At 72.3% G+C, this 25,126-nt stretch carries 26 protein-coding genes; 10 read left to right on the top strand and 16 right to left on the bottom strand.

The features are described 5' to 3' along the window. Positions 1–29 precede the first annotated feature (29 nt). The 4 genes from WME76_RS04925 to WME76_RS04910 form a co-directional block, all read right to left on the bottom strand. Positions 30–476 carry an NUDIX hydrolase gene (locus tag WME76_RS04925; protein ID WP_437959040.1) on the bottom strand — a complete coding sequence of 149 codons (447 nt, stop codon included), beginning with the start codon at positions 474–476 and terminating at the stop codon, positions 30–32. Further along, positions 473–2,128 carry a transglutaminase-like domain-containing protein gene (locus WME76_RS04920; RefSeq protein WP_437959039.1) on the bottom strand — a complete coding sequence of 552 codons (1,656 nt, stop codon included), beginning with the start codon at positions 2,126–2,128 and terminating at the stop codon, positions 473–475. Before WME76_RS04920 ends, WME76_RS04925 begins: the two co-directional genes overlap by 4 nt. Before the next feature lie 110 nt (positions 2,129–2,238). Beyond that, a complete protein-coding gene (gene pcnB, locus WME76_RS04915) occupies positions 2,239–3,489 on the bottom strand; it encodes a polynucleotide adenylyltransferase PcnB (protein WP_437959038.1) in 1,251 nt (416 codons plus the stop codon). A gap of 405 nt (positions 3,490–3,894) precedes the next feature. Continuing rightward, a complete protein-coding gene (locus tag WME76_RS04910) occupies positions 3,895–4,857 on the bottom strand; it encodes a serine/threonine-protein kinase (protein ID WP_437959037.1) in 963 nt (320 codons plus the stop codon). Between the two features lie 419 nt (positions 4,858–5,276). Between WME76_RS04910 and WME76_RS04905 the strand changes: the two genes are divergently transcribed. Then, positions 5,277–6,311, top strand: a complete 1,035-nt coding sequence (locus tag WME76_RS04905; protein WP_437959036.1) for a site-2 protease family protein — start codon at positions 5,277–5,279, stop codon at positions 6,309–6,311. Between the two features lie 15 nt (positions 6,312–6,326). On the opposite strand, the gene coaD is transcribed toward WME76_RS04905, so the two are convergent. The 3 genes from coaD to WME76_RS04890 form a co-directional block, all read right to left on the bottom strand. Further along, positions 6,327–6,824 (bottom strand): pantetheine-phosphate adenylyltransferase, encoded by a 498-nt coding sequence (gene coaD, locus WME76_RS04900; protein ID WP_437959035.1) that lies wholly within the window; start codon positions 6,822–6,824, stop codon positions 6,327–6,329. A gap of 5 nt (positions 6,825–6,829) precedes the next feature. Continuing rightward, complete coding sequence (locus tag WME76_RS04895) at positions 6,830–8,188, bottom strand: tetratricopeptide repeat protein (protein WP_437959034.1); 1,359 nt, start codon at positions 8,186–8,188, stop codon at positions 6,830–6,832. 109 nt (positions 8,189–8,297) lie between these two features. After that, the gene (locus WME76_RS04890; RefSeq protein ID WP_437959033.1) at positions 8,298–9,194 is read right to left on the bottom strand and encodes a 3'-5' exonuclease; all 897 of its coding nucleotides are present in this window, start codon (positions 9,192–9,194) and stop codon (positions 8,298–8,300) included. 331 nt (positions 9,195–9,525) lie between these two features. On the opposite strand from WME76_RS04890, the gene WME76_RS04885 reads away from it, so the two are divergent. Next, entirely contained in the window at positions 9,526–10,191 is a 666-nt protein-coding gene (locus WME76_RS04885) for an HNH endonuclease (protein ID WP_437959032.1), read from the top strand. 69 nt (positions 10,192–10,260) lie between these two features. On the opposite strand, the gene WME76_RS04880 is transcribed toward WME76_RS04885, so the two are convergent. Beyond that, on the bottom strand, positions 10,261–10,710 hold the full coding sequence (locus tag WME76_RS04880) for a hypothetical protein (protein WP_437959031.1): 450 nt from the start codon (positions 10,708–10,710) through the stop codon (positions 10,261–10,263). Between the two features lie 116 nt (positions 10,711–10,826). On the opposite strand from WME76_RS04880, the gene WME76_RS04875 reads away from it, so the two are divergent. Both WME76_RS04875 and WME76_RS04870 read left to right on the top strand, forming a co-directional pair. Continuing rightward, positions 10,827–11,477 carry an AgmX/PglI C-terminal domain-containing protein gene (locus WME76_RS04875; protein ID WP_437959030.1) on the top strand — a complete coding sequence of 217 codons (651 nt, stop codon included), beginning with the start codon at positions 10,827–10,829 and terminating at the stop codon, positions 11,475–11,477. A 28-nt stretch (positions 11,478–11,505) separates the two neighbouring features. Next, complete coding sequence (locus WME76_RS04870; RefSeq protein ID WP_433934771.1) at positions 11,506–13,116, top strand: hypothetical protein; 1,611 nt, start codon at positions 11,506–11,508, stop codon at positions 13,114–13,116. 370 nt (positions 13,117–13,486) lie between these two features. On the opposite strand, the gene WME76_RS04865 is transcribed toward WME76_RS04870, so the two are convergent. Then, on the bottom strand, positions 13,487–13,867 hold the full coding sequence (locus tag WME76_RS04865) for a histone H1 (protein WP_129574168.1): 381 nt from the start codon (positions 13,865–13,867) through the stop codon (positions 13,487–13,489). 480 nt (positions 13,868–14,347) lie between these two features. On the opposite strand from WME76_RS04865, the gene WME76_RS04860 reads away from it, so the two are divergent. The 3 genes from WME76_RS04860 (at position 14,348) to WME76_RS04850 (ending at position 17,244) form a co-directional block, all read left to right on the top strand. Further along, entirely contained in the window at positions 14,348–15,172 is an 825-nt protein-coding gene (locus WME76_RS04860; protein WP_061608688.1) for an OmpA/MotB family protein, read from the top strand. Positions 15,173–15,182: 10 nt separating this feature from the next. Beyond that, positions 15,183–16,118: a Ppx/GppA phosphatase family protein gene (locus WME76_RS04855; protein WP_437959029.1), complete on the top strand. Its 936-nt coding sequence runs from the start codon at positions 15,183–15,185 to the stop codon at positions 16,116–16,118. A 619-nt stretch (positions 16,119–16,737) separates the two neighbouring features. Next, positions 16,738–17,244, top strand: a complete 507-nt coding sequence (locus tag WME76_RS04850; protein WP_012234339.1) for a CarD family transcriptional regulator — start codon at positions 16,738–16,740, stop codon at positions 17,242–17,244. A gap of 163 nt (positions 17,245–17,407) precedes the next feature. On the opposite strand, the gene WME76_RS04845 is transcribed toward WME76_RS04850, so the two are convergent. Together WME76_RS04845 and WME76_RS04840 are read right to left on the bottom strand one after the other, a co-directional pair. Next, the gene (locus WME76_RS04845) at positions 17,408–17,917 is read right to left on the bottom strand and encodes a hypothetical protein (protein ID WP_433934767.1); all 510 of its coding nucleotides are present in this window, start codon (positions 17,915–17,917) and stop codon (positions 17,408–17,410) included. An 86-nt stretch (positions 17,918–18,003) separates the two neighbouring features. Beyond that, on the bottom strand, positions 18,004–18,522 hold the full coding sequence (locus WME76_RS04840; RefSeq protein ID WP_434046320.1) for a tRNA (cytidine(34)-2'-O)-methyltransferase: 519 nt from the start codon (positions 18,520–18,522) through the stop codon (positions 18,004–18,006). Positions 18,523–18,825: 303 nt separating this feature from the next. On the opposite strand from WME76_RS04840, the gene WME76_RS04835 reads away from it, so the two are divergent. After that, entirely contained in the window at positions 18,826–19,890 is a 1,065-nt protein-coding gene (locus WME76_RS04835; RefSeq protein WP_437959028.1) for a hypothetical protein, read from the top strand. Positions 19,891–19,974: 84 nt separating this feature from the next. On the opposite strand, the gene WME76_RS04830 is transcribed toward WME76_RS04835, so the two are convergent. From WME76_RS04830 to WME76_RS04820, 3 genes are read right to left on the bottom strand one after another with little or no spacing between them, the layout of a single operon-like run. Beyond that, positions 19,975–20,394, bottom strand: coding sequence for a hypothetical protein (locus WME76_RS04830; RefSeq protein ID WP_437959027.1), 420 nt, complete (start codon positions 20,392–20,394; stop codon positions 19,975–19,977). Next, the gene (rnc, locus tag WME76_RS04825; protein ID WP_437959026.1) at positions 20,391–21,233 is read right to left on the bottom strand and encodes a ribonuclease III; all 843 of its coding nucleotides are present in this window, start codon (positions 21,231–21,233) and stop codon (positions 20,391–20,393) included. Before rnc ends, WME76_RS04830 begins: the two co-directional genes overlap by 4 nt. A gap of 10 nt (positions 21,234–21,243) precedes the next feature. Further along, positions 21,244–21,537 carry a 4a-hydroxytetrahydrobiopterin dehydratase gene (locus WME76_RS04820; protein ID WP_061620881.1) on the bottom strand — a complete coding sequence of 98 codons (294 nt, stop codon included), beginning with the start codon at positions 21,535–21,537 and terminating at the stop codon, positions 21,244–21,246. 111 nt (positions 21,538–21,648) lie between these two features. Here WME76_RS04820 and WME76_RS04815 point away from each other — a divergent pair, with 111 nt between their 5' ends. Continuing rightward, entirely contained in the window at positions 21,649–22,278 is a 630-nt protein-coding gene (locus WME76_RS04815; RefSeq protein ID WP_437959025.1) for a hypothetical protein, read from the top strand. A gap of 277 nt (positions 22,279–22,555) precedes the next feature. Continuing rightward, complete coding sequence (locus WME76_RS04810; RefSeq protein WP_061620880.1) at positions 22,556–23,362, top strand: hypothetical protein; 807 nt, start codon at positions 22,556–22,558, stop codon at positions 23,360–23,362. Positions 23,363–23,438: 76 nt separating this feature from the next. Here WME76_RS04810 and WME76_RS04805 read toward each other — a convergent pair whose 3' ends face one another. Continuing rightward, positions 23,439–24,467 (bottom strand): peptidyl-prolyl cis-trans isomerase, encoded by a 1,029-nt coding sequence (locus tag WME76_RS04805; RefSeq protein WP_437959024.1) that lies wholly within the window; start codon positions 24,465–24,467, stop codon positions 23,439–23,441. 33 nt (positions 24,468–24,500) lie between these two features. Further along, positions 24,501–25,034, bottom strand: coding sequence for a hypothetical protein (locus tag WME76_RS04800; protein WP_437959023.1), 534 nt, complete (start codon positions 25,032–25,034; stop codon positions 24,501–24,503). Between the last annotated feature and the right edge of the window lie 92 nt (positions 25,035–25,126).

The raw sequence follows: 25,126 nt of genomic DNA, 5'->3' as shown, positions 1-25,126 counted from the left end.
TGGTCGCGCTCTTCCCGAGTCGCGCTGTCTCAGCCCGCGGCTGCCATCGCCAGGGCCCGGTGGATCACGCGGAGCGCGACGTCGGTGAGGCCATAGGCCGGCAGCTCGGCGGCAGGCACGAGGGCCACCTCGGAGGCGTCGTCGCCTGGAGAGAGGACGCCTCCGGTCGACTCGCAGAGGTAATCGAGGATCACGTAATGATAAGGAGTCGCCACGATCTCCACGACGTCCACGAGCGGGCCGACGCGGATCTCGAGGCCCGTCTCCTCGCGGATCTCGCGGGCGAGGGCGTCGGCGAGCCGCTCGCCGGGCTCGACGCGGCCGCCGGGGAGCGACCAGGAGCCCTCGAGCGGAGGGCGCGCGCGCCGGATGAGGACCACGCCGGGCGCGCCGGACGCGTCCGCGCGGCGCTCGAGCACGACGGCGCCGACGGCCACGCGCGGGGGCTCCGGAGGGCGGCTCGGCGCGTCGCTCACGGAGCGGCCGTACCCGTGCGGCCCGCCTTGCAGCGGGCGTCGCCGGGCGTCGCCACCACGAGGTCGTACTCGCCGAGCGCGACGTCGCGCGGAACGATGACGGCGTCGTCGTAGCGGCCCCGATCGTCCGTTGACAGCGAGCCGACCGTCACGCCCTGCGGCGCCGAGCTCCCCGTCAGGATCACGTCGACGCGGACGTGGGCGCACGGCGCGCCATTGCTGCTGATCTGCCCCTGGAGGCGGAGCGGGAAGCCGCGGCGGATGTCCTTGTCCAGCGCCGTCACGACCACGTCGGTGCGCTCGGCCGCGCGCTCGTTCGGATCGCTCGTGGGGGTCGGCGCCGGCGGCGCTGACGGCGGCGGCGCGGCCGGGCTGCTGCCGCTGCCGGCCGGGCCCGCGGGCCCCTGCTGCGCCTGGTCGGCGCGTGTCCTGTCCGCGAGGTCCTGGCCCGAGTCGCGCTGCTCCGGCCAGCTGTAGGGATCCGGCGGCGGCACATAGGGCGGGCGGCTCGGATCGACCTCCTGGTCCATGTTGAGGGCGGCTCCCCCGAGATCGACGCGGTGCCAGAGCGAGCCGTCGAAGACCTCGACCCAGGCGTGCGCCTCGTTGACGACCATCCGCGAGGGGAGCCCGATGTGCAGGGCCGTGACGAGGAACGCGAAGGCGCGATGACGGCAGACGCCCTTCCGTGAGAGCGCGAGATCGAGGTAGATGTCGCCGTGCCCCTTGGGCGGGTCGTCCGACGGGGCGAACGACCGGAAGTACTCGACCATCTTCTGCACGACGTCGCGCGGCCGCATCGCGGTCGAGATGCCGATCGCCTGCGCGACCTGCCGGAACGCCGCCTCGTGCGACGCCTCCTGCGGCGCGCGGTAGCGCTCGAGCTTGGCCCAGTCGACGTCGGCGAACTCGCTGCCGAACGTCGCGCGGGCGATCGCGAGCTGCACGACGAGCCGGACGCGCGCGCTCTTCGTGCCGCGCGCGAACCAGTTGTCGGCCCCGTCGCGCAGCACGACGACCGGGGTATCGGGGTTCACGTGCATCCGCACGAGCCGCGTATCCGGGCCGACCGTCGGGATCCGGACCGGCTCATTCGGCACGAGGTCGACCGCGATGTCCCCGTAGAACGCCTCGTCCCCGGCCGCGACCGTCGCGTCCGCCTTCACCGTCTTCAGGCCCCGATCGCGGACGACGAGCGAGTAGTCCGCCCTCACCGCGTCGTAGGCCTGGAGCCGCTTGAACGGCGCGGTCGCGGGGGAGAACGGATCGTCGTAGCGCTCGACGTTCGGTCGGCGGGTGTCTCGATCCGGCTCGTACGACGCCTCGGGTCCCGCGTCGGATCCGACGTTGCTGTAGACCTGCTGCTGGGGCGACGGCGGTCGCTGCGGATCCGGCGCGGTGGCCAGGCCGCTCGGCGTCTGGATCGCCGCCGGGAGCCCTCCGTCGAGCGTCGTCGTGGCGAGCGACACGTCCTCCGCGGGATCGGGCGCGATGAACTCGTGCAGGAGCGACCCCTGCGCGTCGGCGAGCGGCGATACGGCGCACGCGAGCGCGAACACGAGCGCGCTGCGCGCCCAGCCGCCCCGCCGGCGCCCGGACGCGGAGACATCGGGCGGAGGAGCGGGGAGCAGGCGCGCGGCCGGAGGGGACATCAGGGTTCTTTATGAAACCAGAAACCCCGGCGATGTTCCACGCCGGCCGGTCGATCGCCGTGGTTGGCGGTCATCCGCCGTCATGCATCGTCGCCACCGTCCATCACCGGTCAGCGCCGGTACTGCGGGGCGTCGGCGTGGTGGCGCCGCGGCTGCGGGCTCGAGCGTAGCCGGTCGATCGCCTCGGTGGACTCGCCGCGGGCGGTCAGCTCGGCCGCGAGCACGTCGAGGGCGGGCTGGAAGATGTCCGTCCGCGCGAAGCGGCCGGCGCGGCCGCCGGCCAACCTCGGCAGGACGGCGACGATGCGCCGCATGCCGTCGGCGTAGCGACGGGAGATGGCCAGCCGGTCGATGAGCGGCTCGAGGAAGTCGGCCACGGCCGCAGCGCGATCGCGGACGCCGTCGCAGGCCTCCTTCATCGGCTCGAGGAGCAGGAGCGTCCAGAGGACCGTGTCGTCGAGCGGCCGGTCCGCGGCGGTGCGCCGGTCGACGTAGTCGAGCACGCGCCAGAGGCGCTGGCCCGGGCCGTCGTCGCCTCGATCGTCGTAGAGCAACGCCGAGACCTCCGGCAAGAGCACGTCGAGCACGCCGGTCTCCCACGCGAGGTAGATGGTGCGGCGCGCCTGGCCGCCGCGCAGGAGGCGCAGGATCTCCTCGGAGAGGCGCGGGCGCGCCGCGAGGGCGAGCGCGTCGCGGCAGTACACGACCGCGTCGTAGACGTCGGGGGTGATCGCGAGGCCCAGTCGGCCCGCGAATTTGAGCGCGCGCAGGATGCGGATCGGATCCTCGCGGAAGCGCGTCTCCGGGTCGCCGATCGTGTGGACCACCTGGCGGCGCACGTCATCCATGCCGCCGACCCAGTCGAGGATCTGCCGCGCCTCCACGTCGTAGAAGAGCGCGTTGATCCGGAAGTCGCGGCGGAGGGCGTCCTCGTGCGCGACGCCGAACGCGTTGTCGCTCCGGATGAGCAGCTCGCTCCCGTCGTCGGAGTCCTCCTTCGGGTTGCGGCGGAAGGTCGCCACCTCGATGACCTTCCCGCCCTGGAAGAGGACGTGCACCAGGCGAAACCGCCGACCGATGATGCGCGAGTTGCGGAAGAGCTCGCGGACCTCCTCCGGCCGGGCGCTCGTGGCGACGTCGAAGTCCTTCGGGCGCCGGTCGAGCAGCAGATCTCGTACGCAGCCGCCGACCAGATAGGCCTGGAAGCCGTGGCGGACGAGGCGTCGAACGACTTTCTGGACGTCCGGATCGATCCGCGCCTCGTCGAAGACCACCTGGTAGCGACGCGGGGTAGGGATGTCCTCAGCGACGAGCTCGATCCGGAACGGATCCTCGTCGAGGGCGCCAGGGTCCGTCGGCATGAGCTCGCCCTCGGGCGGAGCGCGTAGCCCGGGGGCGCTGCGGCTCTCGTAAATCGGGAGTTCGGCGTCTTGGAACGCCGCTGTGCCGTTGTCAGGAGATGGGGTCGCGCGACCCATAATCAGAACCGAAAAAGCGGCCAGGCTGAGCCTGGAGGGAGTGGAGGACGACTGGCGCGCGATTCTGGGATTCCAGTTTCCCCTGGAGAACCGACCCGCGCTGATGAGGCCCGCGCCCGCGGACCCCCGAACCGTGCCGGCTCGCTCCCCTCGGCCTGGAGCGGCCTGACGAGCGGATCCGGCTGTCGCCCGGAACAAGAGATGGTAACGGCCGTCTAGCAGGGCTTCGCCGCGAGAGCAAAGCCGAGGCGCACGGAGGTCGACGGAAGCCTCCGGAGCGAGCGGGCTTCACGGCTTGGTGCCCCAGTGCCCGATCCCGGAGGTCGGCGGCGCGGCGGCGTCCGGCTGGGCAGCGAACGGCGCCCCGGCGCCCGCCTCCGGCGTCGCGAGCAGCGCCTGCCGCAGCTCCGCCATCGACGGGAACCTGCCCCGTGGATCCTTCACCAGCGCCTTGCGCACGACCGCGTCGAGCTCGCGCGACATGAGGAGCCCCGGGTGCAACCGGTGCAGCGGCGGCGGCGGCTCGCGCCCGTGCTTCGCCGCGATCGCAGGGTACGGACCCTGGAACGGAACACGGCCCGCGAGCATCTCGTAGAGCACGATGCCCAGGGAGTAGACGTCGGCGGTGGGCGCCGCCGGAGCGCCGTGCGCCAGCTCGGGCGCCATGTACTCGGGCGTCCCGACGACGCGGGAGAGCAGCGAGGCGTCGGCGCCCTGGTCCTGGATGAACGAGAGCCCGAAGTCGAGCAGCTTGACGATCTCGCGCCCGTCGGCCGCGTGCACGAGGAACACGTTCTCGGGCTTCACGTCACGATGGATCACGCCGGCGCGGTGCGCAGCCTCGAGGCCCGCCGCGAGATCGGCGGCGACCCGGACCGCGCGCGCGGGGACGAGCGAGCGGGCGAAGGTCAGCGTATCGGCGAGATCGAGGCCCACGAGCAACTCCATCGCGAAGCACGGCGTATCGCCCCCGCGATCGAGCGCCTCGACGCAGAGGACGTTGGGGTGCCGGACGCGCGAGGCCGCGGCGGCCTCCCGCTCGAACCGCGCGACGAGCAGCGGGTCGTCGCGGAGCTCTGCCCGCAGGACCTTGATCGCGACGCGCGCGGGCGCGGCGTCGTGCGTCCTGCCGATGCGCTCCGCGAGGTAGACGTGCCCGACCCCGCCGCTGCCCAGGAGCTGCACGACGCGGTACCTGTTGCAGAGGACTTTGCCCACGAGCGCTTCGGCGGCGACGCGAGCAGGAGGCATGGATCGATCGTAGCGCAGTCGCGCCCGCCGAAGGGCAAAGGCGCGCAGCAGCGCCGATGAAGAGAGCGCCGGCCGTCGTGACGCGGGCGCACGACCGAAAGGTTTGCGGCCGCACTGCCAGACGAACGCGGCGCGCGATGTCTCGCGAGGATGAGCCCAGCCGCCGCGTCGACTCCGGTCGGATCGCCTGGCTCCTCCACGGTCGCGGTGAACGGGATGACGCGCAAAGTCATCCATGCCCGCACACGGTCTGGCCAGGCCGCCCGTGCGCCGTCGTGGGCCGCGGAGCAGGACCGATCGGCGTGCCGCCGGCGTCTGCGCGCGGCGCGCTCCGGCGGCGCGACGAGCGGCGGGCGACCGGAACGAGCGCAGGTATATCGCTTGAGCGGTGGCGAGGAGACGGCCACGCTTAGCGACGCATGACCGACGATCGTCGATTCTCCTCCCCGAGCACGCTCGACCTCGATGTAGAGCTCGCTCCCGCGGCGACGAGCTCCGCGGGGCCGAGCGCCAGGCCCGTGTCGCGGCCGGCTCCGCTCCGCTGGAAGAAGAACCTCGCGCTCTTCTGCCTGACGGTCGTCTCGGTGTTCGTCGCCGGCACCCTCTGGGCTCCGATCACGCCAGAGGACGACAGCGTGCTCTCCCTCGTGAAGGCGCTGCCGCAGACGTGGCCGTTCGCCGTGCCGTTCCTGGCGATCCTGCTGGCGCACGAGTTCGGGCACTACTTCGCGGCGCGCGCGCACGGGGTCGAGGCGTCGCTCCCCTACTTCATCCCGCTCCCTGTCGTGAGCCCGCTCGGCACGATGGGCGCGGTGATCTCGATGAAGGGCACGATCAAGTCGCGCAACGCGCTGCTCGACATCGGCGCCTCCGGGCCGCTGGCCGGCCTCGCGGTCGCGCTCCCGGTCCTCTTCGTGGGCCTGACGCACTCCGAGGTGCACGCGACGTCGGGCCCCGCGCTGCAGGAGGGGCGGAGCCTGCTCTATCTCCTGCTGAGGTGGCTCGCGGTCGGCGCGATCCCGGAGGGCCACGACGTCTTCCTCGGCCCCACGGCGATGGCCGGCTGGGCCGGGCTGCTGATCACGGCGCTCAACCTGTTCCCGGTCGGCCAGCTCGACGGGGGGCACGTCGCGTACGCGCTGTTCGGCAGGAGGCAGGACCGCTACAGCCGCGCCGCGCACTACCTGATGCTCGCGCTCTTCCTCGGCAACGTCGCCTACTTCACGCGGCACTTCATCGCCGAGGGATTGCCCGACGCGCTCCGCGCCGCGGTCGCGAACGGGATGCCGTGGCTCACGTGGTTCGGCGTCGTCTACGCGATGCTGCGCGTGGGCGGCCGGGAGCACCCCCCGACAGAGCCCGGCGAGCTGTCGCCGGCGCGCAAGGCGATCGCCGTGGTGACGCTGCTCTTCTTCGTGCTGCTGCTGATGCCGACCCCGTTCGGGACCTACTGAGACGACGGCCGCCTCTCAGGGTCTCGCGGCGGCGAACTTCGCCCGGAGCGCGTCGCAGACGACGGCTGGCGCGTAGTGGCTGACGTCACCCCCGTGGCTCGCGATCTCGCGCACGAGCGATGCCGAGACGAAGCCGTAGTGGGTGCGCGTCGGCAGGAAGACGGTATCGACGCCGGGGAGCATGTCCGCGTTCGCGTGGGCGATCTGCAGCTCGTACTCGAAGTCGGTCGCCGCGCGCAGGCCGCGGACGATCACGCGCGCGCCGACCCGCTGGCAGTACTGGATGAGCAGCCCCTCGAACGAGTCGATCCGCGCGTTCGTCACCTCGCTCGTGGTCTGGCGCAGGAGCTCCAGCCGCTCCGAGTAGGTGAAGAGCGGGTGCTTGGTCGGGTGCCGGCCGACGGCGATGATCACCTGATCGAACAGCTGCGACGCCCGCTGGATCAGGTCGAGGTGGCCGAACGTGATCGGATCGAAGCTCCCCGCATAGACCGCCAGCAGTTCCTTGGACATGGCGCTCACCGATCCGGCGTCCGCCGGGGCGCGCCCGCGGGCGGCGCCGCTCCCGGAGCAGCTGCCGGCGGCGACGGCGCGGTCTGGGGCGCGGGCGCCTGCGGCGGAGGCGCCTGGGGCGCCGGTGAGCCGGTCTCGCCCGCCGGGGCGGGCGCCTGCCCTTCGTTGGCGGGCGCCGGCTCGCTGCCCCGAAGCACCTTGTTCATGGCGACGTCATCCTCGATCCACATGAGCCGACCGCCGTCGCCGAAGGTGATGCGGAAGTAGGCGAGCAGCCCCGCGCCGATCACCCCGTCCAGATCGAGCTGGAGCTGCTTCTCGACCGCCTGGAGCGGCGCCCCGTACACGCCCGGCACCTTCGGGATCTCCAGCGCGCCCAGCCGCAGCATCGGCACGACGCCCTGCTTCAGCTTCTGCTCCGGATCCTGCTCGACCCGCTTCAGCCCGTCGGCCTCGAAGCCAGCCTTCTTCCAGCCCTCCTTGTCGAGCGCGATCGGGAACGTCATCGACGTGTCGATGAGCATCGGCCCCTGCAGCATCTTGTCGGGGCCCACGCTGCTCCGCAGCACCATGCCGCCGCCCTTGATGAAGGCGAGGTCGACGCGCGTCGCGTCGGGCGGCGCCGGGGGGGAGAAGCTGCGCACCACGAACTGCCGGCCGCTGTAGTCGATGGTCGCGTTGAGGTGGCGGAGCAGGTTCACCCCGAGCAGCGCCTTCACCGGCGCGCCCATCTGCTTCGAGATGCCCGACAGGTCCTGCGTGAGCGCGGGCACGTCGTTGACCTGGAGCTTCTTGCCGAAGCGGAGCGAGACCCAGCTCGGCTCCTTGCGCGTGCTGCTGTCGAGGACCACCTCGCCCGTGCCGGTCGACACCATCGCGAGCGCCGACTCGCCGTCGATCTCGACCTCGACGACGAAGAAGGGCGCCGCCGGGCTGACGTGGGGCATCTCGATCGCCGCCAGGAGCGCGCCCGAGATCGTGAACGGCGCGCGCCCCGCCCCGCGCCGCGCCAGCTTGGCGATCGACTTCGCCCAGTCGTCGACCACATCGGGATCGTCGAGCATCGCTTCGAGCTCGTCCGCGGCGGCGTCGAGGTCGCCCTTGTACCAGAGCGCGCGCCCGCGGAGCCCGGCCGCCTCGGAGCCGGCGACCCCCTGGAGGAGGCGCAGCGCCTCGGCGTAGTCGAGCCGCGCCAGCGCGATGCGCCCCGCGAGCAGCCGCGCCTCGGTGTCGGTCGGGACGATCGTCAGCGCCTTCGCGACCGCGTCGCGCGCGTTGTCGACGTCGGCGGACTGGAACTCCTGCCGAGCGCGGGCGAGCCACTTCTCCGCCGCCGGCGGGCGGGCGGTCTCCGGGCCCATCATGGTCGAGCACGAGGCGAGGAGTGTCGCGGCAAGCAGGCCACCGAGGCGAACAGCAAGAGGGGAGCGTCGCGTCGGCGCGGTACGGTTCGAGTGGATTCGCACGTGGATCTCAGGCCCTTCGCGCCGTGCCGTCCGGGGCGAGCTCTCCCGGCGAGATCGGCTCGATCGCCAGGATGCGATCGGCCCGTAGCTCACGACGGCTGCGCGACGGGAGCAGATAGCCGAGAACCCGGGGTGGGTCGAGGTCCGTTCGCACCCCCGTTACCCGTACCACGAGCTCCTCCGGCCCCCGGCGCGCCGGGCGGTACCTCATCCGCACGGTGGCGGAATGCTCGGCCGCGCGCACCGCCGCAGCGACCAGCGCCGGACGGGCGTGGCGCTCGCCGATCCGGACGTGCCACAGGTCGCGCGGCGTCCGAGGGGCGAGGACCTCCACGATCTTGCGGAACACGGCGCGCAGCGCGTGGACGTCGTCCTCGGCGCGGTGGGCGCGCTCGCGGTGCACGCCGAGCTCCCGGCACAGCGAGGCGAGGCTGTGGCTCGGCAGGGCGAAGGCCCGGCGCGAGAGGACCAGCGTGTCGAGGTAGTACGGGATGCGCCTCGCCTTGCCCGCCCGCGCGAGCTCGGCCTCGAGGAACGCGACGTCCCATGCGGCCGCGTGGGCGACGATCACCGCGCCCTCCATCACCTGCTCGATGCGATCGCAGAGCTCGGGGAACGTGCGCGCGCCCACGAGCTCCCGCGGATCGATGCCGTGCACGTGCGCGTTGCCGAACACGTCCGGCTCGGGCCGCACGAGCGACGTGATCGCGTCCTCGCACGTATCCCCCCGCATCCGCTCGGCGCAGACCTCGATGACCCGGTCGCTCTCGGGGCGGAGCCCCGTCATCTCGAGATCGAGGAACACGAGCGGCGCGCGCTCGATCGGATCATCCCAGGGCGACCCGGCGGGGGGCTCTGCGCCGGTCGTCCGCTCTGCCTCCGGTCCTTCGCGCTGCTCTGTCATCCGCTCGGTTCCCCCCGCGACGGCGCGCCCCGGGGGGGCAGCCGTCCCTCGACATGGACGCGTCTTAGCGAAACCCGCGCCCGACCGAAAGCGCTCGCCGCGCAACGTCGGACGGCGCCCCTCCCCGCGGCGGGCGCCGGCCTCATCTCGCCGGCCGCGCGCCGCGGAGGCGCGCCGGTCGCGCGAAGGGCCCCGCGTTTGCGGCGAGCCCCTAGGGGCGCAACGGGCGCGCCCCGCGCGGTCCCCACGCCGCGCCCACACACAGCACAGCAGGATTTCTGCCGCCAAGCGCCGGATGTTCACGGGAGCTTTCGTTGCTACACTCCCGGGCGTGCCGGACGGGGTAGCCACAGTCCCGGGGGGCTCTCCTCATGAGGAGCTCGATCTCGGCGACGAGTTTTCTGGGTTCCGCCGCGACCGCAAGGCCGAGCCGCTCGACCTCCCCGTCCTCGTGGTGAACCGCTTCTTCCAGCCTGTTCAGATCACGACGGCGCGCCGCGCCTTCCTGCTGCTCTTCGGCGGCGCGGCCCTCGCCATCGACGAGGCCGGCGAGCTCCACGATTTCTCGGCCTGGCGGAGCTTGCCGGTGCGGGACAAGGACGACGGCCTCCCTGTGGTCGGCGGCTCGCTCCGCGTCCCGCGCGTCCTGCACCTCCGCCGCTACGATCGCATGCGGCGACCGACGATCCGACTCACGCGGAAGAACGTGATGCTCCGCGACGCGCACCAGTGTCAGTACTGCGCGCGCCGCCCGCCTGTCCGCGACCTCAACATCGACCACGTGCTCCCCCGGTCGCGCGGCGGCGAGGACTCCTGGGAGAACCTCGTGACCGCCTGCCGCACGTGCAACCTCCGCAAGGGCTGGCGCACGCCCGACGAGGCCAGCATGCGGCTCATCCGCCAGCCGGTGCCGCCGCGGTGGTCGGCGACCATGCAGATCCTGCTCGGGCTGCCGCACTCGTTCGACGAGTGGAGCCCCTTCCTCAAGACCGGCTGACGCCCCCCTCGCCAGGCGCGCCGCGGCGCCGCCCGGAGCCGTCGGAGGCCGACGTCGACAGGGAGGCGCTCACGGCGTCACGGTGATTCGCCCCTGCTCGTCGCAGTACGCGACCGCACTCCACCCCTCCTCGGTGCAGAGGAAGAAGTCGCCGCAGCCGGTCCGGCACGCTGCCTCCGCGCACGTCTCGGCGGCGTCGGCCGGGCAGTCCGGCTCCTGAAGCGCGGGCGCGCAGCCCGACGCCTCGCCGCTGCGATCGAGCGTCACGACCTCGCAGCCGTCGCCCGGCGAGCCCGCGCCCGCGTCCGCGTCCGGTTCGGGCTCGCCGGGCCGGTCGCAGCGCGCGGCCATCGTCCACGCCCCCTCGCGACAATCGTACAGAGCGCGACACACGTCATCGTCGCATGTCCCCCCCCGGCCGAGCGGGCACCCTCCGTCGGGGATCTCCCCGCAAAGCAGCGGCTCGGCGATGGGATCGCAGCCTGCCGGCGCGAGGGCGGCGAGGGCGGCTCCGGCCATGAAAAGCAGCGGGATCTTCACGACAGCCGTGAGGAGAGCTCGGATCGTCGGCGCGAGGGAGAGAAAAACACGAGGCACCTCGCCTCCGCTCTGCCGAACCGTTTAGTATGCGCGCCATGCGTCCCTGCGCCACTGCCAGCGCCGTGTTCACCGGAGTCCTCGTCGCCGCGACCCTGTTCGTGGCCTGCTCGAGCGGCACCGCCCCCCCCTCGCCGCCGGAGAGCGCGCCGCCCGGCGCTTCGCCCCCACCCGCGTCGCAGCCGGCCGCCGCCGATCCGGCCGTCGCCGATCCGGGCGCCGCCAGCCCGGGCGCTCCCGCGCCGGCCCACGCGGACAAACCCGCGGGCCGCGGGAAGACGCCGGAGACGGTCGAGGACTGCAAGGCGATCGCCTCCGAGATCACGAACGAGCCGCCGGACGGCGGGGTCGTGATGAACAACGCCATGACCTCCGCCGACGCGGGCTCGAGCGATCGTCTGCAGCCGCTCGTCGACGCGATCAAGGCGCGGCGCGACGGCTTCCGCTGCTGCTTCGACCTCTACGCGCGCAAGCACCCGGGCGCGCAGGGCAGGATCACATGGCAGCTCAAGCTGAAGCCCGACGGGACCTTCGAGGAGGCCACCATCGTGCGCGACAAGAGCGACGTGACCGCGCCGCAGATCGAGTCCTGCATGGAGGAGCTCGCGAAGTCGATCACGTGGGCGCGCTCGCCGGGCGGCAAGGAGACGGTGCTGACCTACCCCTTCGATTTCAAGAGACGCAACTAGCAGCGCATCGCCGGCGAGGAGCACGTCTGTGTCGAGCGACGCTTCGGGGATCCTGCGCGGCTCGGGCTACCCCGGCCGCAACGCCTACGCCGAGCTGCTCCGCGACACGCGCGGCCTGCGGCGGGAGCAGCAGCAAGCCCGCGAGGCGTGGTTCGCGCGGCTCGCGGCCGACAAGAAGGACGAGACGCTCTTCGAGCTCGAGATCCTCCTGAAGGGCGTCGCCTGCTTCGCGAACCCGCGGAACCACCCTGGCGCCGGGCGGCGCCAGACGATCGTCAGCCACGACTTCCACGAGCACCTCCAGCACGCCCGCGACGGCATGGCGCGCGTCGTCCAGCTCACGCGCACCATGCTCGGCGATCGCGACCGCGCCTTCGTCTTCCAGCGCTACCTGGAGACGGTGCTGCCGGAGGACACCGCGCGCACGCGCCTCCTGCACGCGACCATGGCGCAGGAGTCGCCGGAGTCGAGCCTCTTCGTGCTGCGGCACGGGTTCACGAACCTCATCGAGGTCGCGGGCGGGCTGCTCCGGCTGCCGCGGGTCAACTTCAGGCTCTTCTACGCGCACCTCGCGACGGCCATGCGCGAGATCGCGCAGAGCACGTTCTTCAACCCGCTCCACGCGCTCGAGTTTCGCCCGGAGTTCGACCGCATCGCGTCGACGCAGGTGCTCGAGCTGATCCACCGCGTGCCCGGCGAGCAGGCGCACCGCCTCGTGGCGCTCACGTTCCTCGCGCTGTTCCGGATGCTCCGCTACCTCCGGCTGCTCGACGCCATCGCGCTCGACCACTCGGATCACCGCGTCGCCGGGCGCGGCTACCTGGTGCTCGCCGTCCTGCGCAGCGACGCGCGCGCGCTCTCGAACTACCTCCGCCGCCGCGCGGGCGCGCTGCTCGCGGACAGCTTCGAGCGCGATCTGCTGCGCGTGCCCGCGAGCGAGCTCGTCGCGCGCCACGACGAGCTCGCCGCCGAGGGCCACCGCCTCCTCTCGACGAAGGCCGCGCTGACCGGGCTCGCCGCGAACCTGCGGCTCGAGATGCGCCGCGCCTTCGAGCACGACCTCCCGCCCGCCGACGCGCTGGTGAGCGAGTCCGAGTACCGCCTCCGCCTCCGCGCCGTGTCGCACGGCCTCCGCCCCGCGCTGCAGAACGCGATCCTGTTCCTCGGCAGATCGCTCGGCGCGAAGCTCGAGGAGGGCCGCGTCTTCGACGACCACGCGGCGCGCCGCGCGACGAGCGATCGCCTCCGTCGCGACGTGTGGATGTTCGCCCAGATCGCCCGCGCGTTCGCGAGCAAGGCGCGCACCACCGGCCCCGCGCCCGATCGGTGGACGGGCATCGCGAGCTTCGCGTTCGTCCGCGAGTTCCTCTCGTACTTCCGGGCGATGGGCTACCCGCTGCTCCGCGTCGGCGACTACCCCCGCGTCGACGCGTTCGTCTCGGCGATGACGGCGCTCGAGGACAGCGACCTGCTCGACCCCCAGCGGCTCGACGCCGCCATCCGCGAGTGCGAGGCGTTCTTCGAGTTCCTGATGAAGCTGTTCGAGCAGATCTCGAAGCGCGAGGACCTCGTGGGCGTCCCGTTCGATCGCAAGGGCGCCGCGCGCGCCCTCCGGCTCTACCTCGGCGAGCGCACCTGAGCGCCCCTCTCGGCGCCGCGCCGCAGCTCCACCACCGAGGCACCGAGGGCACGGGCACGGCTCCCGGCGCGCGCCGTCCGGCGCCGCGGAGCAGGTGAACGTCCGCGCCGCGCGGCGGTCCAGCGCCGCGCCGGTCCGGCACCGCGCCCTGCGCGCACGCGCCGGTCGCGGTCGTCACGCGGCGGCGCCGTCGCGGGGACATCATCAACCCGCGCGCGCCCCCGGCCTGGACCAGCACGCCGGCTCCGCGGCGTGCTCACCCTCGGGCGTCCTGTAGAAGCGACCTGTAGAACAGAGTTTCTCGTCGCGGCCGGCGGGCCCCCTCGCGGCGCCTCACCGGGTGGACGGCGCGAGGCGCGCCTCTTGCGCCTTATTCCGATTCGTCGGACGGCCCGGTGCTCGCAGGCGCCGGGGCCGGCGTGCTCTTGCGCGCGCCGCGGGAGCCCGCGCCCTTGGCCGGCGCGCGCTTGGCAGCCGCGCGTCCGCCTCGAGGCGCCGCCGCCTTCTTCGGCGCAGCCGCGCGCTTGCCGGCAGCCTTCGCCTTGCGCTTCGGAGCCGCCTTCTTGGCGGCGGGCTTCTTGGCGGCGGCGCGCTTCGGGGTCTTCTTGGCGGCGGCGCGCTTCGGGGCGGCCTTCTTCGCTGCCTTCCGCGCCGGCTTCTTCGCGACCTTACCGGCCTTCGCGGCGGCCGGCTTCTTGGCCGACTTCGTCACCTTCTTCGCAGGCTTCTTCGCGGTCTTCTTAGCAGCCATTGGAAATCCTCCTGCATTCGCCCCGGCCCGGCGGACATCGCTCGACGTCCTCGCCACTACAATTTCCTCACCGAGGCAACAGATGTTGCACGACGTATATTGCCACGCATGGTGATGGTCAAGGAAAATCTTGCAGGCCCTAAACCGATGTATCCCGTGTGTTCCAGGCAAACTGGTCCGCAAGCGTTGCGAGGGTAAACGCCGGATCAGGCCATGGTGAAAAGAACCAGACCGCGCCGGACGCCGAATTTCGTTGACAAGCTCCAGGATGTCTGTCTTGGCCCTCTTCGCTTCTCTCCGGCGACCGCGCGCCTGCAAGGCGCGGCAAACCGCGCCGTGGAGCTCATGGTCGCACGGAGCACCAGCGTTGCGCAGGCTCTAGAGAGCCTTGTGCGGCGCCATTCGCCTCGCTACCGTCGCGCCGCCTGCGCGGCGGTCGCCCCTCATGGGCCGGCGCCGCGCCGCTCTAGGAGGAAAGGTATGTTGGTTCGTCGCTCGACGTCGTGGTTGTTGCTGGGCGCAACGCTCCTTGCCGGCTCGGGGGCGCTCGGATGCGGCTACTCGGAGGAGGAGATGCAGGCCAAGGTCCGCGAGATCGAGGGCCTGAAGACCCAGCTGAGCGCCGAGCAGGCGCAGAACAAGAAGGCCAGGAGCGAGCTCGATGAGGCGGCCGCCCGGATCGAGCAGCTCAAGTCCCAGCTCAAGGCCGCGGGCGTGGACATCTCCAACCTGAACGCGAACCTCGAGCAGCAGGCCCGCGCGCTCGAGGACTTCCGCCGCCGCGCCCAGCAGCTCGAGGACATCAAGAAGCGCTTCGAGGTGCTGCGGGACAAGCTCCAGGCCCTCACCAAGCTCGGGCTCAACGTGACCGTCCGGAACAACAGGATGGTCATCCAGCTCCCCGGCGACGTGCTCTTCGACTCGGGCCGGGAGACGCTGAAGAAGGAGGGCCAGGACATCCTGCTCAAGGTGGCCGAGGTCATCCGCAACGACGCCGGGCTGTCGACGCGCTCGTTCCAGGTCGCCGGGCACACGGACAACGCGCCGCTCGCCGGCGGTCGCTTCAAGGACAACTGGGGGCTCAGCGTCATGCGCGCCCGCGAGGTGCTCGCGTTCCTGCTCCAGCCCCAGGACAAGGGCGGCGGCGGCCTCAAGCCCGAGCGGTGGAGCGCCTCCGGCTACGGCGACACCGACCCGGTGAAGGCCAACGACACCCCGGAGAACAAGCAGGCGAACCGGCGCTGCGAGCTCGTGGTGCTGCCGAACGTCGAGGAGATGCTCGACCTGAAGACGCTCACCCAGTGAGGCCTTCCGCATGAGCGTCGCGGCCATCGACATCGGGACGAACTCGGTCCTCCTGCTCGTCGCGGAGCGCCGAGGGGGTGAGCTCGTCGCGCTCGCCGAGCGCGCGACGATCACCCGCCTCGGCCAGGGGGTCGACGCGGCCCGCGCGCTCGCCCCGGAGGCCGTGGAGCGGACGCTCGCCTGCCTCGCCCGCTACGGCGAGGAGCTCAGGTCCCTGGGCGTCGAGCGGGTGGACGCCGTCGGGACCAGCGCCATGCGCGACGCCGCCGGCGGGGAGGCGTTCATCGCCCGCGCCCGCGACCTCATCGGCGTGGCGCCGCGTGTGATCTCCGGGCCGGAGGAGGCGGAGCTCACGTACGCCGGGGCGCTGACAGGGCTCGACCTGCCGGCCCGAGGTCCCAGGATCGTGTTCGACCTGGGGGGCGGCAGCACGGAGATCATCGTCGGCGACGCCGGCGGCACGGTGGAGCGGGCGGTGAGCCTCGACGTCGGCAGCGTCCGGCTGACCGAGCGTCACATCCGCGCCGACCCACCGACCGAGCCCGAGCTCGAGGCCGTCCGCGCGGACGCCCGGGCCGCCCTGGCGACGGTCCCGGCCGGGCCTGTGTCGGGCGCGCCCACCCTGGTCGGCGTCGCGGGGACGGTGACGACCCTCGCCGCGCTCGTGCGCGACGTCGTCCCCTACGACGGCGCCCGCGTGCACGGCGCGCGGGTCTCCGGGGCCGAGGTCGTCGCCATCACGTCCCGGCTCGCCTCCCTGCCGCTCGCCGCGCGAAGGAAGCTACCTGCGCTGGATCCGGCGCGCGCCGACGTCATCGTCGCCGGCAGCGTGCTGATCGAGGAGCTCCTCGCGTGGGCCTCGAGGGTCGCCGGGGCGCCTGTCGATCTCATCGCCTCGGACCGCGGGGTCCGCTGGGGGCTGGCCGAGCGGCTCTGCCCTGCCTGAGCCCAGCGGCTCGCTTGAACAGGGACGGACGCAGCCCCTCCTGGCCGTTGTGTCCGCCACATTTTCGCCTCATCCCACCCAGCTCAGGTCCGCCACCTCTCCCGGAGAGGCCTGCTCTGCCCTAAACTAGAGCGGCGGGCCAGCGTGCATTCACGCTGGTGCCTCCACTGGCACACACTGTGACCCCGCCCGATCCTGAGAAAAAAACCAGAATGATCACGCGACGATGGGTCAGCCTCGGGGATTTTCGTTGACGGTTCTGTGCTGGCTCACTAGAGTGCGCGCGCCTGGCGCAAACCGGCCCTTTTTCGAGAGGGCCGTTCCCCCAACCTCAATCCCTTCCGCCCGAAACCGTCCGCTTTCACCGCCGCTGCTCGAGATTTCACTGTGCACGCCTGAGCACCGACCCCTCGCGGGTCTTGGCGGTGGTGCTCGCGCTTGTGCTCGCACAGCGGTCTCGAGACGCGGTTCATGGTTTTTTTCTCGGAATGCGCGACGGTGTGTGTCGGTTCTGCGGGTCCAGGTTCAACCGCATGTGCAACGGCCGCTTCCCGGAGAGGATTTCGGGAAGCAGACGAAAAAATAAAGAGACGGCGGGGTGGAAGGCAAAGGAGACGATATGCAGGCTCGTTCGGAGATCCAGTTCAAGGTGGGCGACAAAGCCGTCTACCCGGCCCAGGGCGTGGCCGAGGTGGTCAACATTGAGGAGAAGGACATCGCTGGCAACCGTCAGCGATTCTATGTTCTCCGCATCTTGGACACGGATCGAAAGATCATGGTTCCAGTCAGCAACGCGAGCGCGGTCGGCCTTCGCCAGGTCATTTCTGAACAGGAAATTCGAGAAATCTTCGACATCCTCCGCGAGCGCACCATCGCGTTCGACAACCAGACATGGAACCGTCGCTACCGCGGCTTCATGGACAAGATCAAGACGGGTTCGATTTACGACGTCGCGGAGGTGCTCCGCGACCTGTACCGCCTGAAGACGGACAAGCAACTCTCGTTCGGTGAGCGCCGCATGCTCGACACCGCCCGGACGCTGATCGTCAAGGAGATCGCGATCGCCCGGGGCCAGACGGAAGAGCAGGTGAAGACCGAGATCGAGGCGATCTTTCTCGCCAACTGAGGCGTTACCTCATGGCTAGCGGCCCTGCGGCCGCTGCCGATGGAGGCCGGCACTGCCGGCCTCCGGGCTTTTGTGGCTCCGATCTCCGGAGCCCACGGCGGGCTCGCGGCGTCGAGGCCTCGGCCGGCGTCCTACCCGGGGGGGCGGCCGCCGGTGGCTCCGCTCAGAGCTCGCTGCCGGGCCGCTTCTGTACGGGAGGGAGCGGCGGTAGCGCGAGATCGACGCGCCAGCCGGCGTCCTCGTAGACGCAGGGCACCTGGACGCGCTCTCCCGGGAGCAGGCCGGCGACGTCCACGAGGGCATGGGCGCCGGCGATCTGGGCGACGTACCGCTGCGGCTCGAAGCGCAGGAGGAAGCGGGAAGGCGTGATCATCGCTTCGGGGGCGATCGCCTTGCCGGTCGCCGCGCTGTAGCGCTGCGCGCGCGCCGCCAGGTTGTCCCGCGCGCGGCGGGACAGGAGCTCGAAGGCGGCCTTGGCGTCGGCCGGATCGCCGTGGAGCTGGCGCAGCCGCGCGACCAGCTCCCGGACGGCGCCGTCCGGCGTGCCGTTGGGCGGGCGCCTGCTGCACCCCGACGAGGCGAGCGCCGCGGAGAGCGCGGCCACCGCGACGGCGCAGCGCAGGCGGGCGGCCGCCCGTCCGCTGTGCCGCGCGCGCTGCCGGTGCGTCGTCATGCCGCCGGTCCCTTAGAACGACGCCCCGCCGGAGTCCACAGCGCGCGGCCGCCGGCGTCCGCCGCACCTCGCGGAGGAGCGCGCCTTCACGCCGGCGCTGCGCCCGCGAGCGCGCCCACCTGGCGGAGCGCCTCGTAGAGAACGATCGACACGGCGTTGGCCAGGTTGAGCGAGCGCACGGGGCCCAGCGTGGGGATGCCGAAGACGTCGTCCGGCATGCGGGCGAGGAGGTCGGGGTCGAGGCCCACGCTCTCTTTGCCGAAGACGAGGGCGTCGCCCGGCCGGAAGTCCGCGTCGAGGTAGCTCCGCGACGCCACCGCGCTGAACAGGCGCAGCCGCGCGTTCGGGTGCCGGTGGCGGAAGTGGGCGAGGTCGAGGTGCTGCTCGAGCGTCACCAGGTGCCAGTAGTCGAGCCCCGCGCGGCGGACGCTCCGCTCGTCGATGCGGAACCCCAGCCTCCCGAGCAGGTGCAAGGGGCTCTGCGTCGCAGCCGCGAGCCGCGCGATGTTGCCTGTGTTCTGCGGGATCTCGGGCTCCACCAGCACGATCCGGAACGGCGGATCGAGCGGCGCCGCGCGGAGCCGGGGGCGACCATCCTTGAGCACGCCCTCTCTTTCGGCGACGCGCCCTCGCGGTGCAACCCCCTTCCGCGACGCAAGCCCCGAGGAGGGGCCGCGCGCGGCCTGGCCCACCGGCGCGCGCGGCGCGGCCCGGTCGGGCAGCCGGCCCACGCGGCGCGACGCAAAACGTGGTCGGAGCTGACGGAGGTGCCTCTGTTCGCTTGACGGCTGTACGAGCGGACACGTAGCCTCCCGCCTCGGAGACACGGAATGCGCGCATCGTGCTGGATTGCCTCGGCAATTGCCCTCGCGGGGGTGGCGTCATCCTCGCTGGCGTCTGCAGACTCCATGGATCCCGCGCTCGCGCGGCTGGTGCGCGAGCCGGTCCCTGGCGTCGGTGACGCTGCGGTGCCCTGCCGCATCACGGGGCCGGACAACGGCCTCTACTACAACCCCGCGTCGCGCTATCAGCGCTGCCAGACCGACGACGCCGCGTTCGCGAAGCTCATCGCGCAGTACGGCTTCGCGATCGCGCCGTCGGCGATGCACTCGGCGCGGACCACGGGCTACGGCGGGTTCGAGATCGGCATCGAGGCCGCTTACACGAAGATTGACAGCGAAGCGGACTACTGGCAGCGCGGCACGCAGGGGCCGCAGGATCCGGCGTCCGGGAACTTCTCCATCGAGAACCGGAGCCCGGACTCCTTCCTGCAGCACTACTCGCTCAAGGTGCGCAAGGGCTTCCCGTTCGGCTTCGAGCTCACCGGCGCCGTCGGGTTCCTCGCCAACACCAACATCGTCAGCGGGGGCGCCGACGTACGCTGGGCGCTCTTCGAGGGGTTCCGCCGAGGGATCCCCGCGATCTTCCCGGAGGTCGCCGTGGGCGGCAGCGTCAGGACGATCACCGGGACCGAGGAGTTCCAGCTCACGGTCGCCGGCGTCGACGCGCAGATCTCGAAGCCTCTGCCGATCGGCGGCGCGGTGGTCGTCACCCCGTACGCCGGGTACCAGTGGATCCACATCTTCGGCGACTCGGGGCTGATCGATCTCACCCCGAACACCGACGCCGTGAACTACTGCAACTTTCGCGGGTTGAACTCGCCGGCGAACCCCGTGCAAGGGGCGGACGGCCAGACGCTCCCCCACGACGGCCAGCCCGTGTGCGCGGGCGGATCCCAGGCCGACTTCAACAACACCGTCGTGTTCGACGCCGTGCGCATGTCGCGCCACCGGCTCCATTTCGGAGCGCAGCTGCGCTTCCAGATGGTGAAGCTCGGCGCCCACTTCATCACCGACATCGTGGGCCCCGAGGACGCGAACCAGGGTGCGGACTACGAGATCAACGGCGAGAACAAGTTCGCCGGGCTCGGGTCGCAGTGGACCCTCGCGCTCGATCTCGGCGCCGTGTTCTGAGGCGCGCGGCGCCCGGAGCCCGCGCGCTCGGCGCCGTGTTCTGAGGCGCGCGGCGCCGCGAGCCCGCGCGCGGCCCGGGTCGCGTCAGCGCTTCGGGCCCAGATCGGGCAGCGCGTAGCCGAGCTCGGCGAGGATGGCGCGGAACGCGCGATCCTCGTTCCGCGCCACGGTGAGGTGCTCCATGAACTTCTTGAAGTTGCCCTGAGCGGCCGCGTCGGCGGCGCGCTCGCTGTTCGCGAGCACGAGCAGGAGGTGCGGGTGCGCCCTGGAGACGGAGGCAGGGCACTCCATCTTGCCCGCCACGTTGGCGCGCGCCTCGGCGAGCGCGTGCACCACCATGATGAGCTCCTTGTCGTGCGTGCGCGGCAGGAGCATGTCGCCCTCCCGGCGCGCCTCGTCGAGCAGCAGGCTCGCCCTGTCCAGGTAACTCCCGGCCCAGGCGGGCAGCGCGACGAAGAGCGAGCAGAGCGCGAAGGAGAAGGCAATCAACAGGTGACGGATCATCGACTGGGTCCTCGGTCGTTCATGGGTGGCTCGGAGGGCGCCGCGCCGCCCGGCGCGGCGCCCGTGCCCCCGGGCGCGCCTTCCAGGGCCTCGGCGGTCGCCCGTTCATCGGATGGGGTCGCAGGCTCCGGCGCGGCGCACGCCACGAGGGCGGCGCGCGCGGCCGCCTGCTCGGCCAGCTTCTTCGATCGGCCCCGGCCGGTGCCGATGACCTTGCCCTCGACCTCGACGGCGACGAGGAACGCGCGGTCGTGGTCCGGCCCCTCCGTGCCCATCAGCCGGTAGCGCGGCGACGCGGCGCCGCGCGCCTGCACGCGCTCCTGCAGCTCGCTCTTCGCGTCGCGCCCGAGCATGCTGCCGCTCGCGAGCTGGGCGAGCGGGCTCGCGACGATCTTCCGGCTCAGCGCGCGCGCGCTCTCGAAGCCGCGATCGAGGTACAGCGCCGCGACGAGCGCCTCGGTCGCGTCGGCGAGCACGTTGGTCTGGTCGCGCTCCCCGGCGACCTCCGCGCCCCGCCCGACCCGGAGCGCCGCGCCCAGCTCGACCCCGCGCGCCCAGGCCGCGAGCGCGTCCGTGTTGACCAGCGCCGAGCGCATCATCGAGAGCTCCCCCTCCCGGGCCCCCGGGAAGCGCTCCATGAGGAGCTCCGTCACGCACAGGCCGAGCACGGCGTCGCCCAGGAACTCGAGGCGCTGGTTGTCCACGCGCCGACCGCCGCGCTGCTCGTTCGAGAAGCTCGGGTGCGTCAGCGCCTCCTCGAGGTGCGGCAGGTCGCCCTCCACGCCGAGATCCAGACGCAGCAGCAGCTCGCTCGGGAGCATCCCCAGCACCTTGCCCACGCGCGACGTCTCAGCCCGTGTTGAGGCGGTCGGTCAGCTCCGCCATCTCGAGGTCGAGCGCCGTCAGACCGCCGGCGTCATGCGTGGACCACGCGACGCGCACCTTGCCCCACGACAGCAGGATGTCCGGGTGGTGATCGCGGCGCTCGGCGAGGAGGGCGAGCCGCATCGCGAAGCCCACGCCGGTCCCGTAATCCGGAAACGAGTAGCTCCGCTCGATCCGCTCGCCCGCTCGCACCCAGCCCGGGTGAGCAGCGACGAAACCGGCGATCTCATCGTCCGGGAGCCGATCACGCTTGCCCATGGGGAGCAACTATGAGCTAAGCCCCGCCTCGGTGGAACCCCGAGTTGCGTCCCCGGGCCCCGCGCGCCGCTCGCCGCGCGCTCGTCCGCCGTGCGCTATCCTCCCGCGGCGATGACCGGGCTCACCGCCTGCCCCTTCTGCCGGGAGATGTTCGAGGCGAAAGAGGCCCGTACATGCCCCGCCTGCGGCCTCCGACTGGAGGAGCTCTCGAAGCTCCCTCCCTCGTACGACGCGCTCCACGAGGAGCCCGACGAGCCGCTCCCGCCGCACATGGAGCCGCTCCCGTGGATCTACGCCGGTCGCTGCCGGGGGGCCCTCCTCGCGCTCGCGGTCGCCGGCCTCGCGGCGTTCTTCGCGCCCTGGGTCCACGAGACCGCGCCCGAGATCCGCGATCTCAGCGGCCTCGGTCTCGCGCGCAGGCTCGGGTGGATGTGGGCCCCCGCGGTCGCGTTCTTCGTGATGATCCCGCTCGTGCTGACGCGGAGATCGATCCACAAGATGCGCGGCGCCCGCGTGGCCGTCGCGTTCCTCGCGGCGATCGCCCTCACCACCGTGGCGATGCGCCTGCTGTTCACGCCGGCCAGCACGCTGCTCCGTCCAGTCCGCTTCACGTGGGGCTACGGGCTCTACGCGACCGGGGCGATCGCGCTCGCCGCGCTGATCGCGGCTGCGTTCTTCGGGGGAAGGATCGACGACCTCCCCACGGGACAGCGGCGACGGGGCGACGAGGTGCTGCACTGACCGCGCTGCCCGACGGCCGCCTTCCGGCATCGTGAAACGATCGGCGCCAGGGCTGACACCGATGCCATACCTGCCAGGACGAAGCGCCGCCTCGCGCGCGGGAGGGATCGGGATGTGGAGGACGACGCTGAACGAACGACGCGACGAGGCGATGAACGACGCGACGCGAACGACGGACGATGTACGCGCGCGCTTGGAGGCATCCCGGGTCGACAGGCCCGCTGGTGCGACGTAACCTTGGTAGGAGTGGCCTTTGTCCGCTGCTCGGAGGTGCGCGATGGCCAAGAGATCTGCCAGCGTACGCCGTGAGCCGGTGCGGGACGACGAGGCGTTCGATGTTCCCGCGGCGGTCCTCTGCGCGTGCTGCGGCCAGCCGGATTGCGCCGGCTGCGCCGCGGCGACCGACGAGGGCTCGGGGGTCGTCGCGATCATCCCGTGGGAGCGCCCGTTCGGCGGCGTCTGGTCGCGGCTCTGGGCCACCTCGAAGGCCACCACGCTGGGGGCCGAGACCTTCTTCGCGGCGCTGCCCGACGGCGCATTCCCGGCGGCCATGCGGTTCGCCCTGCTGGCGGAGACGCTCGCGATCCTCTCGATGGTCGTCGCGCTCCTGCCCATCGTGGCGCTCGCGCTGCCGGGCCTGACGCTGGAGCTCGCGCGGAACCCGGCCGCGCGCGCGAGCGCTCTCCAGTGGCTCGCGATCGGCGTTCCAGGGCTCACCGTGTGGATGGTGCTCGCCCACGCGGTGCACGGGGCCGCCCTCGAGCTCGGCGCGCGCCGCCAGGGCGCGCGGCCGGAGCGCCGGCGCGCGCTCCGCTTTGGGCTCTACGCGTGCGGGTGGGACCTCATGGCCGGGCCGCTCGGCGCGCTGGTCATGCTCATCACGGGCGGCATCAAGGGCGCCGAGCAGATCCTGTCGGCGTCGCTCCGGGTACCGGGCAGGGCCTCCACGGCGCTGCTGCTGGGCGTCTACGCGCTCCCGCCCGAAGCTGCAGAGCGCGCTCGCCGCGCCGGGAGCATCGCCGCGCTCGTGGTCACCATCGCCTCCGGCTTCGCCGCCATCGCGATCGTCGTCGCGCTGAGCTGACCGCGCCAGCGGCGCTGGCGAGGCGCCCGGCGGCTCGAGGACATCGGTCGCACCGATGCCGAGACGTCGGACGGGCTCAGCGCATGTCCTGGCGCGGCACGGGCGAAGGCGGAGGCGTGCCCGGGCGGCGGCCGCTCGCCAGGGTGCCCGGGCGCCGCAGGGGCTGCAGATCGCCCGTCGAGGTGATGTCGATCAGGTCGACGAGCTCGGGCGCATGGCCCGATACGTCCTGCGCCCGCAGGCGCTCGAGGAGCTGCTTCACCTGCGCCTCGGCCTTGCCGTGCGCGAGGATCTGGCGGATGGACGGCGCCTCCTGCTCCAGCGAGCGGCTCACCGGCCTGCGGCTCTGGCGTCGCCACAGCACCGCGAAGCGATCGCCCTCCGCCACCGGCTCGGGCACGAGCTCCCCGTCCTTCACCCGGGCGGCAGCCTCGATGAGCCCCGCGGGGAGCTTCAGCCCCGGCTCCGCGGTGCTGCCGTCGGGCGCCACGAACCCGAGATCGCCGCCGCGCAGGCTGGTCGCCTTGTCGAGCGATCTGTCGCGCGCGATGTCCTTGAAGCGCTGGGGCGACGGGTCCTTCTTGAGCTCGGCCAGGATCGCCTCGGCCTCCTCGCGCGTCGCGACGAGGACGCGCCAGAGCGCCACCATCGACGGCGCGCTGAACTTGTCCCGGTTCGCTTCGTAGTAGGCGCGGACCTCCTCGTCGGTCACCGGCGAGCTCGCCGCCGCCTCCGCCTGGATCCGCTGCAGCAGGGCGGCGCGAAGGACGCCGCGGATGCGGTCCTGCACGTCGGCCCGCTCGGTGAGCTTCTGCGCGGCCGCCCCCTGGGCGAGGAGCAGCTCGCGCACGAGGACCTGGCTCACGAAGTTCCTCCGGATCTCGTCCGGGGTGCGGCCGAAGCTCTGGAGCTGAAACGGCGGGATCTGCGCGATCCTCCGCTCGACCTCCGCCGCCGTGATGACCTTGTCGCCGACGCGCGCCACCACCGCGTCCGCCGCGGCCGACGGCTGGGCCTCAGCGCGGAGCGACAGGCCGGTCGACGCCGCGCACACGGCTGCGGTCGCGGCCGCTGCGAGGAGGAGCTTCACCGTTCTCGCGCGCATCGGAGCGGGTTATCCCCGCGCCGGCAGGCAAGGTCAAGCTGCGCCGCGGCGCGCCGTCTCGGCCGGCGCGCCGGTCGGGGCTCCCCGGTCGCCGCCCCGCAGCACGCCCGCCTTGCGCAGGGCGTGCGCGTCGAGCCCGACGAACCGGTACACGTCCGCGGAGAAGCCGTAGGCGCGGTGGAGGTGCCTCAGCCCCTCGACGAGCTCGGCGGTCACCTCGACCGTGGGCGGAGGCGGGTACGCCTTGCGGATCGAGGCGAGCGGCTCGCCCAGCTCGAGGAGCTCCTCGACGCGCGACAGCACGTCGATCGGCTTGAGCGCGCGCTTGCCGCGCCGCGAGACGCCCTCGGCCAGCTCCGCGAGCAAGCGCCGGCGCCGGCGCTCGGTACGGCCATCCCCGGCGCGGCCACCGCCGCCCAGGAGCAGCTCGTTGAACCGACGCGCGGCCCGGCGCTTCTCGACCGCATCCGGACTTCCCCGGCGGTTCTGCGCATCGCCGTCCCGCTTGGCTGGACGTGGCGCTTTGGTGGATCCGGCCCTGGAGGCCGGCGATCTCTTCGTCTTCACGATCCTCGGCAGGAGCACAGCGGCGCTCGAGGAGCCGGTATTCCCCGGCACATCTTCTGGCTGTCCCCGGAGTATAGACAGCTCATCCTCTC

The organism is Sorangium sp. So ce119 (assembly GCF_051524405.1).
In the GTDB taxonomy this organism is placed as follows: domain Bacteria; phylum Myxococcota_A; class Polyangia; order Polyangiales; family Polyangiaceae; genus Sorangium; species Sorangium cellulosum_G.
The sequence above is the reverse complement of the archived record's forward strand: the minus strand, read 5'-3'. Positions and strand labels throughout refer to the sequence as shown.

Coding starts and splice junctions, on each gene's coding strand:
- WME76_RS04835 (WP_437959028.1), top strand. CDS start 18,826: ATGGATCCCGCGCTCGCGCGGCTGGTGCGCGAGCCGGTCCCTGGCGTC.
- WME76_RS04920 (WP_437959039.1), bottom strand. CDS start 2,128: ATGTCCCCTCCGGCCGCGCGCCTGCTCCCCGCTCCTCCGCCCGATGTC.
- WME76_RS04905 (WP_437959036.1), top strand. CDS start 5,277: ATGACCGACGATCGTCGATTCTCCTCCCCGAGCACGCTCGACCTCGAT.
- WME76_RS04820 (WP_061620881.1), bottom strand. CDS start 21,537: ATGGGCAAGCGTGATCGGCTCCCGGACGATGAGATCGCCGGTTTCGTC.
- WME76_RS04865 (WP_129574168.1), bottom strand. CDS start 13,867: ATGGCTGCTAAGAAGACCGCGAAGAAGCCTGCGAAGAAGGTGACGAAG.
- WME76_RS04895 (WP_437959034.1), bottom strand. CDS start 8,188: ATGATGGGCCCGGAGACCGCCCGCCCGCCGGCGGCGGAGAAGTGGCTC.
- WME76_RS04845 (WP_433934767.1), bottom strand. CDS start 17,917: ATGACGACGCACCGGCAGCGCGCGCGGCACAGCGGACGGGCGGCCGCC.
- WME76_RS04815 (WP_437959025.1), top strand. CDS start 21,649: ATGACCGGGCTCACCGCCTGCCCCTTCTGCCGGGAGATGTTCGAGGCG.
- WME76_RS04830 (WP_437959027.1), bottom strand. CDS start 20,394: ATGATCCGTCACCTGTTGATTGCCTTCTCCTTCGCGCTCTGCTCGCTC.
- WME76_RS04875 (WP_437959030.1), top strand. CDS start 10,827: ATGCGTCCCTGCGCCACTGCCAGCGCCGTGTTCACCGGAGTCCTCGTC.
- WME76_RS04880 (WP_437959031.1), bottom strand. CDS start 10,710: ATGGCCGGAGCCGCCCTCGCCGCCCTCGCGCCGGCAGGCTGCGATCCC.
- WME76_RS04890 (WP_437959033.1), bottom strand. CDS start 9,194: ATGACAGAGCAGCGCGAAGGACCGGAGGCAGAGCGGACGACCGGCGCA.
- coaD (WP_437959035.1), bottom strand. CDS start 6,824: ATGTCCAAGGAACTGCTGGCGGTCTATGCGGGGAGCTTCGATCCGATC.
- WME76_RS04850 (WP_012234339.1), top strand. CDS start 16,738: ATGCAGGCTCGTTCGGAGATCCAGTTCAAGGTGGGCGACAAAGCCGTC.
- WME76_RS04860 (WP_061608688.1), top strand. CDS start 14,348: ATGTTGGTTCGTCGCTCGACGTCGTGGTTGTTGCTGGGCGCAACGCTC.
- WME76_RS04805 (WP_437959024.1), bottom strand. CDS start 24,467: ATGCGCGCGAGAACGGTGAAGCTCCTCCTCGCAGCGGCCGCGACCGCA.
- WME76_RS04910 (WP_437959037.1), bottom strand. CDS start 4,857: ATGCCTCCTGCTCGCGTCGCCGCCGAAGCGCTCGTGGGCAAAGTCCTC.
- WME76_RS04810 (WP_061620880.1), top strand. CDS start 22,556: ATGGCCAAGAGATCTGCCAGCGTACGCCGTGAGCCGGTGCGGGACGAC.
- pcnB (WP_437959038.1), bottom strand. CDS start 3,489: ATGCCGACGGACCCTGGCGCCCTCGACGAGGATCCGTTCCGGATCGAG.
- WME76_RS04855 (WP_437959029.1), top strand. CDS start 15,183: ATGAGCGTCGCGGCCATCGACATCGGGACGAACTCGGTCCTCCTGCTC.